The 16928-nt window shown below is 59.1% G+C and carries 9 protein-coding genes; all 9 read left to right on the top strand.

Features of this window, described 5'->3' with window-relative positions:
* Window positions 1–232: 232 nt before the first annotated feature.
* A complete protein-coding gene (locus tag ACQRAJ_RS08165) occupies window positions 233–2998 on the top strand; it encodes a YhgE/Pip family protein (RefSeq protein ID WP_427748320.1) in 2766 nt (921 codons plus the stop codon).
* On the top strand, window positions 2999–5188 hold the full coding sequence (locus ACQRAJ_RS08160; protein ID WP_427748319.1) for a YhgE/Pip family protein: 2190 nt from the start codon (window positions 2999–3001) through the stop codon (window positions 5186–5188).
* 207 nt (window positions 5189–5395) lie between these two features.
* Window positions 5396–6379 carry a DMT family transporter gene (locus ACQRAJ_RS08155; RefSeq protein WP_427748318.1) on the top strand — a complete coding sequence of 328 codons (984 nt, stop codon included), beginning with the start codon at window positions 5396–5398 and terminating at the stop codon, window positions 6377–6379.
* Window positions 6380–6495: 116 nt separating this feature from the next.
* Window positions 6496–7794 (top strand): M20 family metallopeptidase, encoded by a 1299-nt coding sequence (locus ACQRAJ_RS08150; protein WP_427748317.1) that lies wholly within the window; start codon window positions 6496–6498, stop codon window positions 7792–7794.
* Window positions 7795–7797: 3 nt separating this feature from the next.
* Window positions 7798–9102: an MFS transporter gene (locus ACQRAJ_RS08145; RefSeq protein WP_154517689.1), complete on the top strand. Its 1305-nt coding sequence runs from the start codon at window positions 7798–7800 to the stop codon at window positions 9100–9102.
* A 308-nt stretch (window positions 9103–9410) separates the two neighbouring features.
* Window positions 9411–10724: a histidine--tRNA ligase gene (hisS, locus tag ACQRAJ_RS08140; protein WP_427729192.1), complete on the top strand. Its 1314-nt coding sequence runs from the start codon at window positions 9411–9413 to the stop codon at window positions 10722–10724.
* Between the two features lie 257 nt (window positions 10725–10981).
* Window positions 10982–13795: a phosphoenolpyruvate carboxylase gene (locus ACQRAJ_RS08135; protein WP_370450652.1), complete on the top strand. Its 2814-nt coding sequence runs from the start codon at window positions 10982–10984 to the stop codon at window positions 13793–13795.
* 990 nt (window positions 13796–14785) lie between these two features.
* Window positions 14786–16063: a nickel-dependent lactate racemase gene (larA, locus tag ACQRAJ_RS08130; RefSeq protein WP_427748316.1), complete on the top strand. Its 1278-nt coding sequence runs from the start codon at window positions 14786–14788 to the stop codon at window positions 16061–16063.
* Window positions 16064–16112: 49 nt separating this feature from the next.
* Window positions 16113–16844 carry a D/L-lactic acid transporter LarD gene (larD, locus tag ACQRAJ_RS08125; RefSeq protein ID WP_427719871.1) on the top strand — a complete coding sequence of 244 codons (732 nt, stop codon included), beginning with the start codon at window positions 16113–16115 and terminating at the stop codon, window positions 16842–16844.
* Window positions 16845–16928: the final 84 nt, after the last annotated feature.

Raw genomic sequence — 16928 nt, 5'->3', positions numbered from 1 at the left:
CCCAATGACTAAAGAACGTCCCCAATGACTAGTTGGGTTGCTAATTTGTGCGGGTTGTGGTTTTGTGACCTGCTGAAATTTAAGATACTGTACAACTGTACGTTAACTCATCTTCGTAGTATATTGCTACCCGCAAAACTCAATACCATTGTGCATCGAGACGTTAAAACGCCTTCGTACAATGGTTATCGATAGTACGATTCGATTCAACGACAGGATGGATGGTCCAAGCGTGAGTCTCGGCAGCAAACTATCCGATGCAAAGGTCTCCTTTGCGATATTTAAGCGTGACATCAAGCGATTGATCGTGAACCCCGTCGCTCTGGTGGTTACCCTCGGCGTGTGTGTTATTCCCTCGCTGTATGCCTGGTACAACATCGTGGCCAACTGGGATCCGTACGGAAACACCCAGGGTATCAAGATTGCCATCGCCAACAACGATCAGGGCACCCAAAACGACTTGGTGGGCGAGCTCAACGCGGGCGATAAGGTCGTCGATCAGCTCAAGGAGAACGATCGGCTGGGCTGGACCTTCGTCGATTCGGCGGCCGATGCCAAAGAGGGCGTCGAGAGCGGTGAGTACTATGCGGCCATCGTAATCCCCAAGAACTTCTCGGATAACCTGGTTTCGATGCTCGACGGCAACTACCATCAGCCCAAGCTTACGTACTACGTCAATGAGAAGAAGAGCGCTATTGCGCCGAAGGTTACCGACACCGGTGCAAGCACCATCGAGGAGCAGATCAACTCGGAATTTGTCTCCACGGCGGGCGAGACCGTTGCCGGTATTGCCAAGGATGCCGGAGTCGATTTAAAGGACAAGGCAACCCTGACCCAGGATTCGCTGGCAAGTTCGGTGTCCGAAGCATCCGATACCTTGGGCGAGGTGCGTGGTTCGATTGGCGACATGAATGCCGCCATCGATAAGACGAGTGGTTCCATTGCCTCGGCAGATGCAGCACTTGCCGGTCTACAGGGTCAGGCGCCGTCGCTGACGCAGTCGATCTCCCAGGGCAACGACCTGCTGGGCGAGGCTCGCGCCACGGCGGGTAATTCCATCACCTCGCTCTCCAAGGCGCTCTCGGAAGGCAGCCTTGCGCTCACCAAGACGTCAGCCTCCGCGAACGCTGCGATTGGCAAGCTGACGGGCACGGTCACATCTACGACCACCCGTATCGACAACTCGCTTGAGTCTCTCCAGGCGACGATCGACCACAATAAGGCCGTTATCGGGCACTTGGAAATTCTCGTTAATGACACGTCGACAGGTTCCGAGGAAATTGACGCGCGCATTGTATCGACCATCGATTTGCTCCGCGAGCAGAATGAAAAGCTTCAGAGCATCAAGGATAGTCTGTCTGCGCAGTCGAGCGCCATGGCGAATGACGCCGCGGCTGTCTCGGGTGCCAGCGACGCTATCAATAACGCAATCCAGACCGGTGCGACTAACCTTGGCCAGGCCCAGACGGACCTGGGTCAAAACGCGCTGCCGAAGGCCTCGAGCGCGCTTGATTCATTTGCCGCCGTCTCGGGTGATCTGACGGGAATCGTGTCTGGCCTCACGCCTACTATTGCAAGTGCGCGCGGTACACTTTCGCAACTCAACGCTACGCTCGGTCAGGCCAAGACCACGCTGTCTCAGACCGATGCCTCGCTTGCCAAGGTCCAGGACAAGCTCGCAACCGCCGCCAACGACATTGCGGCGCTGCAGACCTCCGAGTCCATGGGCGAGCTGGCTGATCTGATGGGTGTCGACGTCAATGACGTGGCAGACTTTATGGCATCTCCCGTAGAGCTGACTTCCAAGTCAATTTTCCCGGTCAAGAGCTTTGGCTCGGGCATCGCTCCCTTCTATACCAATCTGGCGCTTTGGGTGGGCGGCTACGTGCTTATCGCTATCTACAAGCTCGAGGTCGACCGCGAAGGCATCGGCAGCTTTACCGCGCGTCAGGGCTACTTTGGCCGCTGGCTGCTACTGGTGATCCTGGGCGCATTCCAGGCCATTATCGTTACGGTAGGCGATCTGGTGATTGGCGTGCAGTGCGTCAGCCCGCTGCTGTTCGTGCTGGGCGGCATCGCCATTTCGTTCACCTACGTCAATATCATCTATGCGCTGTCCACCACGTTTAAGCATATCGGCAAGGCGATCGGCGTCATCCTGGTCATTGTGCAGATTCCGGGCTCTTCGGGCATGTACCCCATCGAGATGATGCCCGGCTTCTTCCAGTGGCTGCATCCGCTGCTGCCCTTTACCTACGGCATCAATCTGCTGCGCGAGACGGTCGGCGGCATGTATTCGTTCAACTACCTGTTTAACCTGTGCATTCTGGGCGTGTTCTTGATCGTGGCGCTCTTTATCGGCCTACAGCTGCGTCCGCTGCTGCTCAACCTTAACCTGCTCTTTGATAAACAGCTTTCCACGACCGGTATGATGATTTGCGAGTCCAACGACCTGCCGCGCCAGCGCTACTCGCTGCGCACGGCCATGCGTGTCATGCTCGATTCTGATTCGTACCGTCGCGAACTGCTCGATCATGCGGTCGCCTTTGAACATCGCTACCCGTACTACATCAAGGGCGGTTTTGCCGCCGTGGTGGGCGTTCAGGTCCTGCTCTTTGTCCTGTCGACGGTTCTCGATATCGACAATAACGGCAAGATCATCCTGCTTGTCATTTGGATCATCTCGGTTATTGCCATCTGCGGCTGGCTTATCAATATCGAATATATCCGCGCGAGCCTCAATACCCAGATGCGCATCTCGGCGCTTTCGGATGAGGACTTGCGTCGCGAGATGCGCGAACACACGGCCGCCATTCCTGCCGCCCGCCACATGTTTGGCCTCAACGCCAGCGAGCGTGGTGCCAAGGGCGGCGATCAGTCCACGGGCCGCTTGCCGCATATAGGCTCGCACCATAAATCTCAGGGCAGCGACAGCACAGCCACAAATGATGGAGATACCACCGCGCTTGGCAAGCACTCCAAAGGAGGTGAGGCATAAATGAAGAACATCCTGCATCTGTTTAAGCGCGATGTCCAAAACGTGTCTCGCTCCGTGATCGGCTTGATTGTCGTGATGGGTCTCATTATCGTGCCGTGTCTGTACGCGTGGTTTAACATCGCCGGCAGCTGGGATCCGTACGGCAACACCGGCAATCTTAAGATTGCCGTGGTCAACACCGACGAGGGCTACGAGAGCGATCTGATTCCCGTCGAGGTCAACGTGGGCGAAAACGTAACCGCCACCCTGCGCGGCAACGAGAACTTCGACTGGGTTGTCCTCAACGACCGCGATAAGGCGATCGAGGGCGTTAAGTCGGGCGCGTACTACGCTGCCGTCGTTATCCCTAAAACGTTTAGCGCCGACATGATGACGCTTTTCTCGACTGAGGTGAAGCACGCCGATATCGAGTTTTACGAGAACCAGAAGGCCAACGCCATTGCCCAGATTGTGACCGAGAAGGGCTCGAGCGCCGTCCAGAGCCAAGTCAATGAGACCTTTACCAAGACCATCACGACCATCGGCCTTAAGACGGTGTCCAGCCTGCTCGATTACATGAGCACCGACCAGGTGAGCAACTTTATCGCCAACCTGTCCTCGACGCTTGGCGATTCGGTCCAGGACTTGCAGGACATTCAGGCCAGCGCAACGTCGCTTGCGGGCATTTTGAGCTCCACGTCCGATTCGCTGACGTCGGCGAGCGGTATGCTCAAGCAGACGGGTACCGTCGATGAGTCGACCAAGCAGTTGATGGAACACGCCAAGAGCGGCATCAATGATTCCAAGGAAGCGCTCAAGGCCGCCAACGATGCCGTTGACGCGGCGATTGACGGAAGCGCGGGCTCGTTCGACAATGTGTCTGCCGAGCTCGCGAAGGCGTTCGACACCGCAAACCAGCATGTGGACCTTACGGTGTCCCAGCTCAACGATGCCGCGGCGGCGCTCAATACACGTGCCGACGATATCGACGCCACGGCCGACCAGCTCCGCGGCTTTGCCGAGCAGGTCAGTGACGAAAAGCTCCAGGAGAGCCTTAAGTCTGTAGCAACATCGCTGGGCAGGATCGCGGTGGAGTATCGCAACAACGCCAAGGACCTGACGGCAACTGCTAAGTCCCTTTCTGACAGCATGGCAGAGGTCAACAGCACGCGTGCCGAGGTCGATCAGGCCATCGCCGATGCCAAGGCCGGCATCGCGGGCGCCAAATCCGATTACGATTCCACGTTCTCGGTTAAGGCCAAGGAGCTCAAGAAGACCGTCTCGGGCATTCTAGACTCGCTCGATGGTATCTCGGGCGATCTGGATAGCGCCGTAGACGGCCTGACCGACGCATCCGGTTCGCTGGCAAAGGGCCTCTCCAAGGCTGCAAAGCTGGTCAACAAGGTTTCCGATCAGCTGGGCGAGGCGTCGGACAAGATCGGCGCGTTTAAGGACGAGCTCGACGGTGCCTTGATGTCGGATGACCTTGCGACGATTAAGACGATGATCGGCAACGATCCCGAGGGTTTGGCCGTATCGCTTTCCGGCCCCGTCGCGCTCGACCGCAAGCCGGTCTATCCGATCCGCAACTACGGTTCGGCCATGGCGCCGTTCTACACGATTCTGTCGCTGTGGGTTGGCTCGATCGTACTGGCGGCCATGATGAAGGTCTCGGTCGACGATGAGCTTATCAACGAGCTCGTCCCCGTGCGCCTGCACGAAATCTACCTGGGTCGCTACCTGTTCTTTGGCGGTTTGGCTCTGCTGCAGGCGACGCTCGTGTGTGCGGGCGACATCCTGTTCTTTGGAATCCAGTGCGACAACCCGCTGCAGTTTGTGTTGGCGGGCTGGGTCGCGAGTCTCGTGTTCTCCAATATCGTCTACACGCTTACGGTTTCGTTTGGCGATATCGGCAAGGCGCTCGCTGTCGTGCTGTTGGTCATGCAGGTCGGTGGCTCGGGAGGCACGTTCCCCATCGAGATGACCGGCCCCGTGTTCCAGGCGATCTATCCGTTCCTGCCGTTTACCCATGGCATCAACGCCATGCATGCCGCCATGGCTGGCGCCTACCATATGGAGTACTGGGTTGAGCTGGGTATTCTGGCGAGCTATCTGATTCCGTCGCTGGCCCTGGGTGTGGTCTTCCGTCGTCCGGTCATCAAAGCCAACGACTGGATTATCGAAAAGCTGGAGAGTACTAAATTAATCTAGCGCAACAATGTGAACGCTGACATTGCCGGAGCATCGAGGCTTTTCTGTTCGATACTTTAGTGGGCTGAATTGCGTGGGCTGCTTGATTGTTGCTACAGTTGCGGGGCGTGCCGGGGGTCCGGCGCGTCCCGTTTTTATTTGACCATGAGGCGGCATGCGGTCGCGCGCGTGCGGACACCACGCCCAGACCGAGCGCGAGGATGCCCTATGGCCCATCATGCCGTTATTGAAATCGAAAATATGCCCGATAGCCCTGTAGCCCGCGAAGACCTGGGTGCCGGCGGTGCCTCTCGCGGTGCCGGTGCGCGCTCGCCGCTGTTCTGGAAGGTATTGCTGCTTTCGATAGCGGTCATCTGGGGCTATTCCTTTACCACCATGAAGGACGCGCTCGATACCATTCCGGTGTTCGAGCTGCTCTACATTCGCTTTCTTCCGGCGTCGCTGGTCATGCTTGCCGTCTTCCACAAGCGCATTGTTGCCCATTTCAACGCTCGAAATCTGATTGTTGGACTTGGCATGGGCGCGCTCATGTGGGGTGCCTACGGTTTGCAGACGATTGGCCTGGCGCAGACCACGGCAGGCAAAAGCGCGTTTTTGACGGGCACGTACTGTATCTTGGTTCCGTTTGCGAGCTATGTCCTAAGCGGCGAAAAACTTACCCGTTACAACTTGGGTGCCGCGTTGCTGTGTCTGGCGGGCATTGGCTTGGTGGCGCTTGATAGCGTCGAGTTCAATGTCGGCGATGTTATTACGCTGGGCGGCGCGGTCTTCTTTGCCATCCAGATGGCGGTGGCCGCTAAGTACGGTCGCAAGATGGACATCAACGTCATCACGTTTTGGATGTTTGCGGGCAACGGTGTGCTGTGCCTGATCTCTTCGCTGCCGTTCGAGACCCAGGCGCCTTTATCCGTGTGGACGCCGAGCTTTATTGGCGTGATGGCATTTCTCTCGGTAGGCTGCACATGCGTGGGTTTGCTCATCCAAAACGTGGGCTTGGCGCATGTCCCGGCCTCGACGGGCTCACTACTGCTTTCGATGGAGTCGCCATCGGGCGTGCTGTTCTCGGTGCTGCTGATGGGGGAGGTGCTCACCTCGCGTTTGCTTGCCGGCTTTGCGCTCATCTTCCTGTCGATTATCTTGAGCGAGACGCACTTTGACTTTTTGCGTAAAAAGCCGCGAGCGCGTTTGTAAACAATCTGTTGCGCCGTCCCTCTGGGGCGGCGTTTTTTATGCGTCGCCTTTAAAGTTATGCCTTGCACTTTAGAGTATGAAAGTTCTTGCTGCTAAAACTTTACTGGAGGGCATCTATGGCACCAGCTCTGTCCGATTTCCAACCACAACCAGCGCTTCAGACCTCAGCGGCGGCGCAAGCCGCCATTGGCGACGGTCTGGTCAAAGAGGCTCAGGCTTTTGCCGATGAGCTTGCCGCATGGCGTCACGATCTGCATCGGATGCCCGAACTCGGTAACGATCTCCCACAGACCTCTGCGTATATCCAAGCGCGCCTGAACGAGATGGACATCCCATTTTCCACGCTCGTCGATGGTTCCTGCGTTGTGGGCCTTGTCGGTGCCGGTGCCGCCGCGGCCCAGGGCAATGGCGTCTGCACGGACGAACAGGCCGGTACGGTCGTTATGCTGCGCGGCGACATGGATGCCCTGCCCGTCGTCGAGGAATCCGGCGAGCCCTTTGCATCTACCAATGGCTGCATGCATGCTTGCGGTCATGATATGCACGCGACGGCGCTGCTTGGTGCGGCGCGCCTGCTCAAGGCTCGCGAGGCCGCGCTTGTCGACGCCAATGCCACCGTCAAGCTGTTGTTCCAGCCGGGCGAGGAGACCTTTGAGGGGGCACGTGCTGCCATCGCCGACGGCTTGCTCGAGAACCCGCGTCCTCAGGCGGCTTTTGCCATGCATGTCAACAGCCAGTCGCCGCTTGGTCTGGTGCTCTACGGCAGCCCGGCGCTTTCGGGTGTGTACGGTTTCCGCATCACGCTGCAGGGCAAGGGCGGCCACGGTTCGAGCCCCGAGATCTGCATCGACCCCATCACGGCAGGCGTGCATGTGCACCTGGCGCTCCAGGAGCTTATCGCTCGCGAGGTGCCGGCGGCCAAGGAGGTCGCGCTCACCGTGGGTAAGTTTGCCGGTGGCCAAGCGGCCAATGTGATTCCCGACACCTGCGTGCTCGAGGGAACATTGCGCGGCTTTGACGTTGAGCTCATGGAGCACCTCAAGACCCGCATCGCGGAGGTCGTCAAAGGCGTTGCCACGACTTATCGTACGCCGGCGACTATCGAGACGCTCTCGGATGTTCCCCCGCTCGTGCTCGATGACGATATGACCCAGGCTTCGCTTGGCTATGTGGGTGCGACGTTGCCCAAGGCCGCCTTCCTGCCTCTGTTCCATGCCATGGCGAGCGAGGACTTTGCGCTTATCTCGAGCGAGATACCGAGCGCGTACTTTACGCTCGGTGCGGCTGTGACCGATACGGATGAGCACTTTGCCCAGCACCATCCCAAGGCACGCTTTAGCGATGCCGAGTTGCCGCTCGGCGCCGCGGCTTATGCGGCGGTCGCCCTGGGCTATATCGCCGACCACAAGGAGTAATCCATGTCCCAGCAGCATAAATTCTTCCCCGGTTGGCTCGTCGTGGCCTCCGGCTTTGTCATCATGGCCACGTGTTACACGATTTTCGTTAACTGCATGAGCCTGTTTCAGCCGCTTATCGTGAGCGACTTGGGCATTTCCCTTGCTCAGTACAACATCTCCAACGCCATCTCAACCGTGGTGAGCGTTGTCGGCTCGCTTGTCATTGGCCATGTTGCCGACAAAGTGAGCGGTCGCATCTTGGGTTCCCTTACCGTTATCGCCACCTCTGCCGTTCTTGCCGGGATGAGCTTTGTCGGTGAGCTGTGGCAGGTCTACGTGCTCTTTGCCGTCTCGGGCTGCTTTGCCGTCGCCTCGACCCGCCTGCTCATTAGCCTTGTGACCGCCAACTGGTTTACGGCCAAGCGAGGTCTTGCGATCTCCATAGCACTTTCGGGCTCGGGCTTTGGAGGCGCTGTTCTGTCTCCCACCGTGAGCTCGCTTATCGTGAGCGTTGGCTGGCGTTCCGCCTTCCTGGTGCTCGCGGCCATCTGCATGGTGGCGGCGCTGCCCATCACGGCCTATTCCTTCCGCACCAAGCCTTCTGAGATAGGCCTTAAGCCGCTCGGCGAGAACCCGGGCGATCCGTCCGTCTCGACAGCTGGCGACAAGGACGAGCACACGGCTCCCGAGGTTAACGTCGGTTGGTCTCGCATCAAGAAGAGCCCGGCGTTTTGGCTGCTTGTCGTCGCCTTTCTCTTTATGGGCCTCGTTAACGGTGCCATCTTGCCCAACCAGGTCACCAACATGACGAGCGTTACCGTCAACGGCGCCAAGATTGTCACGGGCGGTCACGACCCCGTGTGGGCGGGCACTGTGCTTTCGGCCTATATGGTCACCGTCGTTATCGCCAAGATTTCGCTCGGCGTCATTTACGATCGCTTTGGCCTACGTTTTGGCAACGTGTTGGGATCCGTTGCGTGCATTATCGCCTGCGTCGCCCTGTGCTTCCCCGCAACCGATCTTGGTCCCATCGTGGCTGCCGTGAGCTTTGGTGTCGGAACGTGCATGGGCACCATCACGCCCACTATCGCCGCGTCCAAGCAGTTTGGCATGGCCGATCTGGGCAAGGTCACGGGCACCATTACCTCGCTCGAGATGGTCGGCGGCACCGTGGGTGCCATTGTCTCGGGCGTGCTGTTCGATGCCACGGGCTCCTTTGCGAGCACCTGGATCGTGTGCCTGGTGTGTTCTGTGGTCATGCTCGTATTCCTGCTGGCATCCGAGCCCATCGCCGCTAAGCTGCGTGCGAGCGTGGCGGGGGAGTAGACGTCCGTCGCTCTTTTCTGTTCGCCCCGTGTTCTGTCCGTGGCCGCCTTGGAAGCCGAATGGATGCTCGTACCATCATTCGGTTTCCAAGGCGGCCACGGGCATACAAAATGATCCGTTTTCCTCTGTCCCCAACAGATTGTGTGATTCGAAGGGGGGCGGAGGAAAGCGGATCGGCTGCAGCGGCGGCACGTCTGGCTGAACGAGCCCCCATACCCTCGTTCGGTCAGACGCGTCGCCGCGTTTTGTTTTTGTGCCGTATAATGACCACTACCTATGACGCGATACTAAAAGAAAGGTGTTTGCCCATGCAGGCACAGAAGGCGGAGGGAACCCGCGACCTTATCGGCGCCGAGATGCGCGCCTGGCAAAAGATGCAGCGGATCGCTGCCGGCGTGTTCGAGCCGTTTGGCTTTAAGCCCATCGAGACGCCCGCGATCGAGCAGGTGGACGTGTTTGTCCACGGCATCGGCCAGTCGACCGATGTCGTGCGCAAGGAGATGTTCCGCGTGTTTAGCGGCGCCAACCTGGAGCGTGTCTTTACCGAGGGCACCGATGCCAAGCTCAAGCCCAAACAGCGCTTGGCGCTTCGTCCCGAGGGCACTGCCGGCGTGGTGCGCGCCGTCGTGGAGAACAACCTGGTGCCCCAGGGCTCCACGCCGTTTAAGGCCTACTATGCCGAGGCCATGTTCCGCGGCGAGCGCCCCCAGAAGGGCCGCCTGCGTCAGTTCCACCAGGTGGGCATCGAGTGGCTCGGTGCTCCCGATCCGGCTGCGGACGCCGAGTGCATCATTATGCTCATGGAGTTCTACAAGCGTCTGGGCTTCGATCTTTCCAAGCTCCGTCTGCTCATTAACTCGATGGGTGATGCCCAGTGCCGTCCGGCCTATCGCGAACAGGTCAAGCAGTTCATTCTCGATCACGCCGACGAGATGTGCGATGAGTGCCGCGAGCGCGCCGAGCTCAACCCGCTGCGCGCCTTCGACTGCAAGAACGACCATTGCCGCGAGATCATGGCCGAGGCCCCGCTGATGGGTGACAACCTGTGCGACGAGTGCCGCGAGCACTACGAGCAGGTCAAGCGCTATCTGGATGCCGCCGGCATCGAGTATGTCGAGGACCCCACCCTGGTGCGCGGCCTGGACTACTACACCCGTACCGTCTTTGAGGTCGAGGCCCCCGGCGCCGGCGTCGGCTCCATCGGTGGCGGCGGCCGCTACGACGGCCTGGTCGAGCTCGAGGGCGGCAAGCCCACGGCCGGTGTCGGCTTCGCCGTCGGTTTTGAGCGCGCCCTGCTGGCCCTGCAGGCCTTTGGCAGCGACCTGGGTGCCGATGAGGCTCCGTGTGTCTACGTTGCCAACGCCGGCAAGGAACTGCGTCAGAACGTTTTTGCCATTACGCAGAAGCTTCGCGCCGCAGGCATCGTGACCGAGGCAGACTATCAGGGTCGTTCGCTCAAGGCTCAGTTTAAGCAGGCCGACAAGGTGGGCGCCAAGCTCATTTTGGTCTTGGGCGGCGACGAGCTTGCAGCCGGCAAGGTCAAGGTGCGCGACATGCAGAGCCATGACGAGGTACTGGTCGATCTGGCCAACGTTGTCGAGGCGGTTCGCGAGCGCCTGTAGGGCATCATTTTGAGCTGCGGGTCCGCTAACGCGTCCCGCTCGCGGCGAACGATTGTTACGGGGGTGTTTCGCTTTTATGCGGAATGTCCCCGTTTGCATATGCCGCCCACCGAGAAATACGACCATTTGGGGTAAAAAGCCTTGCAATGCAGAAAATACTTTTGTGTGGTAAAGCGCAATCAGTGTCGAAAGTGTTTCTCAAGTGCCTATAATGAATACCGCATGTTACGTGCATAGAAGGAGGAATGGGAGGAAACGTGGCTGAGAACCTAAGCAACCAGTCTGTACCCGAAGCCGCGGCGCGCGTCGCTGCCGTGGTCAACCGCCTCGTTAACCGAATCGGCTCGAATGCCGAGTCCAGGGAGCGTCTCGCCGAGATTGAGATTCCCGAGGAGCTGCGCGACAACCTTGCGCTGTTCCTGCGCCTGGAGCGCCGTGTGCTTAGCGAGTATGATCCCGAGATCGCGGACCTGTTCGACAAGATTCTGTCGGCCGAGATCGTGGCCAATGCCGGCAACCCCGGTAGCCGTGCCGCCGACGAGGCCGTCGACGAGCAGGGCGTGCCCACCGCCGACGAGCCCACTGCTGTGGCGTTTCGCGAGGTCGTCGATTTGATCGACAGCCTACCGCTCGATAAGCAGCAGGTTATCGTCCGCGCCTTTACGAGCTTCTTCCATTTGGCAAACCTGTCGGAGGAGAACTACCGTGTGAAGCAGCTGCGCGAGCGTGAGGCCGGCGCATCGACCGATACCGAGGTCGATCCTGCCAACGAACTCACCGTCGCCTATCACCAGCTGGTGGATGAGATGGGTGTCGAGGGCGCCAACGAGCTGCTCGGCAAGCTTGAGTTCCATCCCGTCTTTACCGCGCATCCCACCGAGGCCCGTCGCAAGGCCGTCGAGGGCAAGATTCGCCGTATCTCTAACCTGCTGGAGGAGCGTCCGCGTCTGGGCGGCTCCGACCTGGTGGAGAACGAGCGCCATATGCTGCAGGAGATCGACGCCCTGGTGCGTACGAGCCCCATCGCGCTCAAGAAGCCCACGCCGGTCGAGGAAGCCGATACCATCATCGACATCTTCGATAACACGCTGTTCGACGTCATCCCCGTCATCTATCGTCGCTTTGACGACTGGGTGCTGGGTGACAAGGCCGGTACCGTGCCGCCGCTGTGCCCGGCGTTCTTCCATCCCGGCAGCTGGATCGGTTCCGACCGCGACGGTAACCCCAACGTCACCGCCAAGGTGAGCCGTGAGGTCGCCGCCAAGTACTTCACCCACATGGTGCTCAAGCTCGAGGACAAGTGCCGCCGCATCGGCCGCAACCTCACGCTCGAGGCCACCTACAGCAAGCCGTCTGCCGAGCTCATCAACCTGTGGAACCATCAGGTCGAGATGAGTGCGCATTACACGGCCCGCGCCGAGCTTATCTCCGAGCACGAGCCGCATCGCGCCGTCATGCTCGTCATGGCCGACCGTCTGAACGCCACCGTACGCCGTATCACCGACACCATGTATCACAGCGCCGACGAGTTCCTGGATGACCTGCGCGTCGTCCAGCGTTCGCTGGCTGCCTGCGGTGCCGTCCGTGCCGCCTACGGCCCGGTGCAGACCATCATCTGGCAGGTCGAGTCCTTCGGCTTCCATATGGTCGAGATGGAGTTCCGTCAGCACTCCGTGGTGCATGCCCGCGCCCTTAAGGATATCCACGAAAACGGTATCCATGGCGACCTGCAGCCCATGACGCGCGAGGTCATCGACACCTTCCGCGCTATCGGCTCCATCCAAAAGCGCTACGGCAAGAAGATGGCACACCGCTACATCATCTCGTTTACCAAGAGTGCCCAGCATGTGGCCGACGTCTTTGAGCTGGCCCACCTGTCCTTCGCACACGAGGAGGACGTTCCCGAGCTCGACGTGATCCCGCTGTTCGAGCAGCTCGAGGACCTCGAGGGCTGTGTTGACGTGCTCGACCAGATGCTTACGCTGCCCGTGGTGCAGAAGCGTCTTGCCCAGACCAACCGCCGCATGGAGGTTATGCTGGGTTACTCCGACTCCTCCAAGGATGCCGGTCCTACCACGGCCATGCTTGCGCTGCACTCCGCGCAGGAGCGCATCGCGAAGTGGGCCGAGAAGAACGATATCGACCTGGTGCTCATGCACGGTCGCGGCGGCGCCGTGGGCCGTGGTGGCGGCCCGGCCAACAAGGCCGTACTGGCGCAGCCCAAGGGTTCGGTCAACTGCTTCTTTAAGCTCACCGAGCAGGGTGAGGTCATCTTTGCCCGTTACGGCAACCGCACGCTGGCTCAGCGCCATGTTGAGTCCGTTGCCGCCGCAACGCTTTTGCAGTCGGCCCCGAGCGTCGAGAAGACCAACACCGAGACCACGCAGAAGTTCTGGGATATGGCCGAGAAACTCAACGCCGCAAGCCACGAGCGCTATCTGGACCTGCTGAACACCGAGGACTTTGCACCGTGGTTCTCGACTGTGACGCCGCTGACCGAGGTCGGTCTGCTGCCGATTGGCTCGCGTCCCGCCAAGCGCGGCTTGGGTGCCAAGTCGCTCGACGACCTGCGTACCATTCCGTGGATTTTCAGCTGGAGCCAGGCACGCATTAACCTGGCCGCTTGGTACGGCCTGGGCACCGCCTGCGAGCAGCTGGGCGATCTTGACCAGCTCAAGGCTGCCTACCAGGAGTGGCCGTTCTTCCGCACCTTTATCGATAACATCGAGATGTCGATTGCTAAGACCGATCAGCGCATTGCCAAGATGTATCTGCATCTGGGTGACCGCGATGATCTGTCCAAGAAGGTCTTTACCGAGATGCAACTCACCCGCAAGTGGGTCCTTGCCATCGTTGGTGACGAGTGGCCGCTGCAGCGTCGTCGCGTGCTCGGCTGTGCCGTTCGCGTGCGTAACCCCTACGTCGACGCCCTGTCCATCGCCCAGGTCCGCGCCCTTCGCGAGGTGCGTATGAACCAGGACGAGATGGCCGAGGAGAAGAAGGCCGAGTACATGAGCCTGATTCTTTCGACTGTGACCGGCGTCTCGGCAGGTCTGCAGAACACGGGGTAATCGATAGCCCTGCAGTCGTCCGGGCCCTCCATCAGTTTACTTTTAGGCACGTCCTCGGACATGCAAGAAGCCCTCGCTGCGCACTTCGTGCGGCGAGGGCTTCTTGCGTCCTGCGGAGTGTGCCTAAAAGTAAACTTATGGCGGGCCCTGCGATATCCGTCCTTCGGCGGATTACTTGCTGAAGGAATAATAGCGCGCTTCGCGCGTTTGGAATGGGCTTCGTGCTGCGGAATGCATTCAGAGGGAAACCCGTCGGGCCCCTTCGTCCTCGGTCTTCTGGAATTAAAGCTGAGGAGAAGAATGGCGCGCTTCGCGCATAGCGTGGAGTGCGGCGAGGGCTTCTTGCGTCCTGCGGAGTGTGCCTAAAAGTAAACTTATGGCGGGCCCTGCGATGTCTAGCTTCGGCGGAAGGCCGCTGGGTGAGGGTGGTGCCTGGGGCGACGTGCAAAAAACGGAGTTTTCAGCAGCCAAAAATCGATGCATAAGGCCATAGCCGGTCCTCGCTGCCTTTGTTGATGATTTTGCAAGACAATTGGGCCTTGGCGATGCTCATATATGGCTGGTTTCTCGCCGCATGTTATCCAGATGGGGCGAGTCATGAGGACGATCTACCTTTTGAAAGACTTTTGACACGAAAATCTTATCTTGCGATGCTGAATACTCGCAAAAATGCACGCTCCGGAGGGGGCTACCATGTTGCGGTTCGAAACCCAATGCGTCATTCTATGCAGTATATTGACCTATTTATGCAAGATAGCTTACACGCGCATGCCACAGGATTGATGTTTGCCTCGGCGCTGCGTAATCCACCCTGCCCATAGCTTCTTTGACAGGAGGCCGCGGTCCCGTTTGGGATCGCGGCCGTTTTGTTGTGGGTCAAATATGAACGTTGTGTTAACGACTCGGTGGACGGTGGCGTTTTTCGGTGAGCGGCGTATCCTTCCAACGGTTTATCTAGTGTGTCAGCTGAAAGGAAGAGGGCGCTCGTCATTGTTTGAATGTGAACTGCCGTTTGACCACAAGACATTGCATCTAGAGCTCGAGGATAAGAACTTCGCGGGTGTGATGGAAGGTCACCAAAACGAGTTTAAGACTGCAAAATCGCAGGAAGAGCTGGTAGAGGAGTCGCTTGCCAACCCTTATGGATCGCCTTCGCTCGAGGAGCTTTGCGCTGGCAAGAAGGATATTGTCATCATTAGCTCTGACCATACGCGCCCCGTTCCCTCGCGTGTGACGATGCCTATTCTGCTGCATCACATCCACTCCGCTGCGCCTGAGGCGCGCGTTCGCATTCTGGTTGCTACGGGTATGCATCGTCCATCGACGCACGAGGAACTCGTCAACAAGTATGGCGAGGAGATCGTTGCCAACGAGGAAATTGTCATGCACGTCGCGACCGACGACAGCATGATGGAAAAGATCGGCACCCTGCCTTCTGGTGGCGAGTGCATCATCAACAAGATTGCCGCCGATTGCGATCTACTGCTTGCCGAGGGCTTTATTGAGCCGCACTTCTTTGCCGGTTTTTCTGGCAGCCGCAAGTCCGTGCTGCCCGGCATCGCCAGCTACAAGACCATCATGTACAACCACAACGGCCAGTTTGTGAACGATTCCCATTCGCGCGCCGGCAACCTGTGCCACAACCACGTGAGCGAGGACATGTTTGCCGCTGCCGAGATGGCTCACCTTGCCTTTGTGCTCAACGTGGTGCTCAACGGCAAGCACGAGGTGATCGGCTCCTTTGCCGGCGACATTCACAAGGCGCACGAGGCCGGCTGCGAGTTCGTGAAGAGCCTTGCCGGCGTTGAGCCCGTCGAGTGCGAGATTGCCATCACCACCAACGGTGGCTATCCGCTCGATCAGAACGTCTATCAGGCCGTGAAGGGCATGTGCGCTGCCGAGGCCACACTTCCCGAGGGCGGCGTGATCATCGATGTCGCCGGTTGCGCCGATGGTCACGGTGGCGAGGGCTTCTATCACAACATCGCTGACAACGATCCGGCAGAGTTTGAGCGCGCCTGCATCGACCGTCCTAAGGACGAGACCCTGCCCGACCAGTGGACGAGCCAGATTTTTGCCCGCATCCTGGCGCATCACCCTGTGATCATGGTCACCGACCTGTGCGATCACCAGATGCTCAAGGATATGCATATGACGCCGGTCAACACCCTCGAGGAGGCGCTCAAGCTCGCCTTTGAAATGAAGGGTGCCGATGCCAAGGTAGCCGTCATTCCCGATGGCCTGGGCGTTGTCGTCGCTCAGCACTAGCGCGCGGCCTAAACGAATCGTTTGTAACCGACAAGAAAGATAAGGTTTTATGCTTACCAAGCTCCTCTGCGAATTCGGCGCAACGGCCCTCATGATCATCTTTGGCGTGGGCGTACACTGCGATACCGTGCTTAAGGGCACCAAGTATCAGGGCTCCGGCCACATGTTTGCCATCACCACCTGGTCTTTTGGCATCTCGGTCTGCCTGTTTGTCTTTGGCGGCGCCGTGTGCATGAACCCGGCTATGGTGCTCGCCCAGTGCATCGTCGGTCTGGTGCCGTGGAGCAGCTGCATCCCCTTCATGATTGCCGATATGCTCGGCGGCTTTGTGGGCGCCGTAATCGCTTGGTTTATGTATGCCGATGAGTTCAAGGCTTCCGAGGGCGTTGTTGACCCCATTGCCCAGCGCAACATCTTCTCGACCAACCCCACCACCGAGGGCACGAACTATGCACGCAACTTCTTCTGTGAGGCTATCTGCACCTTTGTGTTCATCAGCGCCATCCTTGCTGCCGCTAGCCGCGCCGGCGAGAACGTTCTGATGCTCGCTATCTGCGTCGGCCTGATCGTTTGGGCCGTTGGCATGGGCATGGGTGGCATCACCGGCTTCGCCATGAACCAGGCACGCGACCTTGGTCCTCGCATGGCCTATCAGGTGCTGCCGATCAAGAACAAGGCTGACAACAACTGGAAGTACGGCCTGCTCGTTCCTGGCATCGCGCCGTTTATCGGTGCCGCTCTGGCCGCGCTGTTTGTGCACGGTTTCTTGGGCATGTTCTAGTCCAAGGCCACATAGTTGTCCGCTGGCCGCATGGGGTAACTTCCCAGCGCGTCCTCGGACATGAAAGAACCCCCGCTGCGCACT

This window comes from Collinsella sp. SGI.184 (assembly GCF_050313415.1).
In the GTDB taxonomy this organism is placed as follows: Bacteria; Actinomycetota; Coriobacteriia; order Coriobacteriales; family Coriobacteriaceae; genus Collinsella.
The sequence above is the reverse complement of the archived record's forward strand: the minus strand, read 5'-3'. Positions and strand labels throughout refer to the sequence as shown.

What these genes read in the sequence shown, in the direction of transcription:
- hisS (WP_427729192.1), top strand. Translation starts at nt 9,411, where the DNA reads ATGCAGGCACAGAAGGCGGAGGGAACCCGCGACCTTATCGGCGCCGAG.
- ACQRAJ_RS08145 (WP_154517689.1), top strand. Translation starts at nt 7,798, where the DNA reads ATGTCCCAGCAGCATAAATTCTTCCCCGGTTGGCTCGTCGTGGCCTCC.
- larD (WP_427719871.1), top strand. Translation starts at nt 16,113, where the DNA reads ATGCTTACCAAGCTCCTCTGCGAATTCGGCGCAACGGCCCTCATGATC.
- ACQRAJ_RS08150 (WP_427748317.1), top strand. Translation starts at nt 6,496, where the DNA reads ATGGCACCAGCTCTGTCCGATTTCCAACCACAACCAGCGCTTCAGACC.
- ACQRAJ_RS08155 (WP_427748318.1), top strand. Translation starts at nt 5,396, where the DNA reads ATGGCCCATCATGCCGTTATTGAAATCGAAAATATGCCCGATAGCCCT.
- ACQRAJ_RS08160 (WP_427748319.1), top strand. Translation starts at nt 2,999, where the DNA reads ATGAAGAACATCCTGCATCTGTTTAAGCGCGATGTCCAAAACGTGTCT.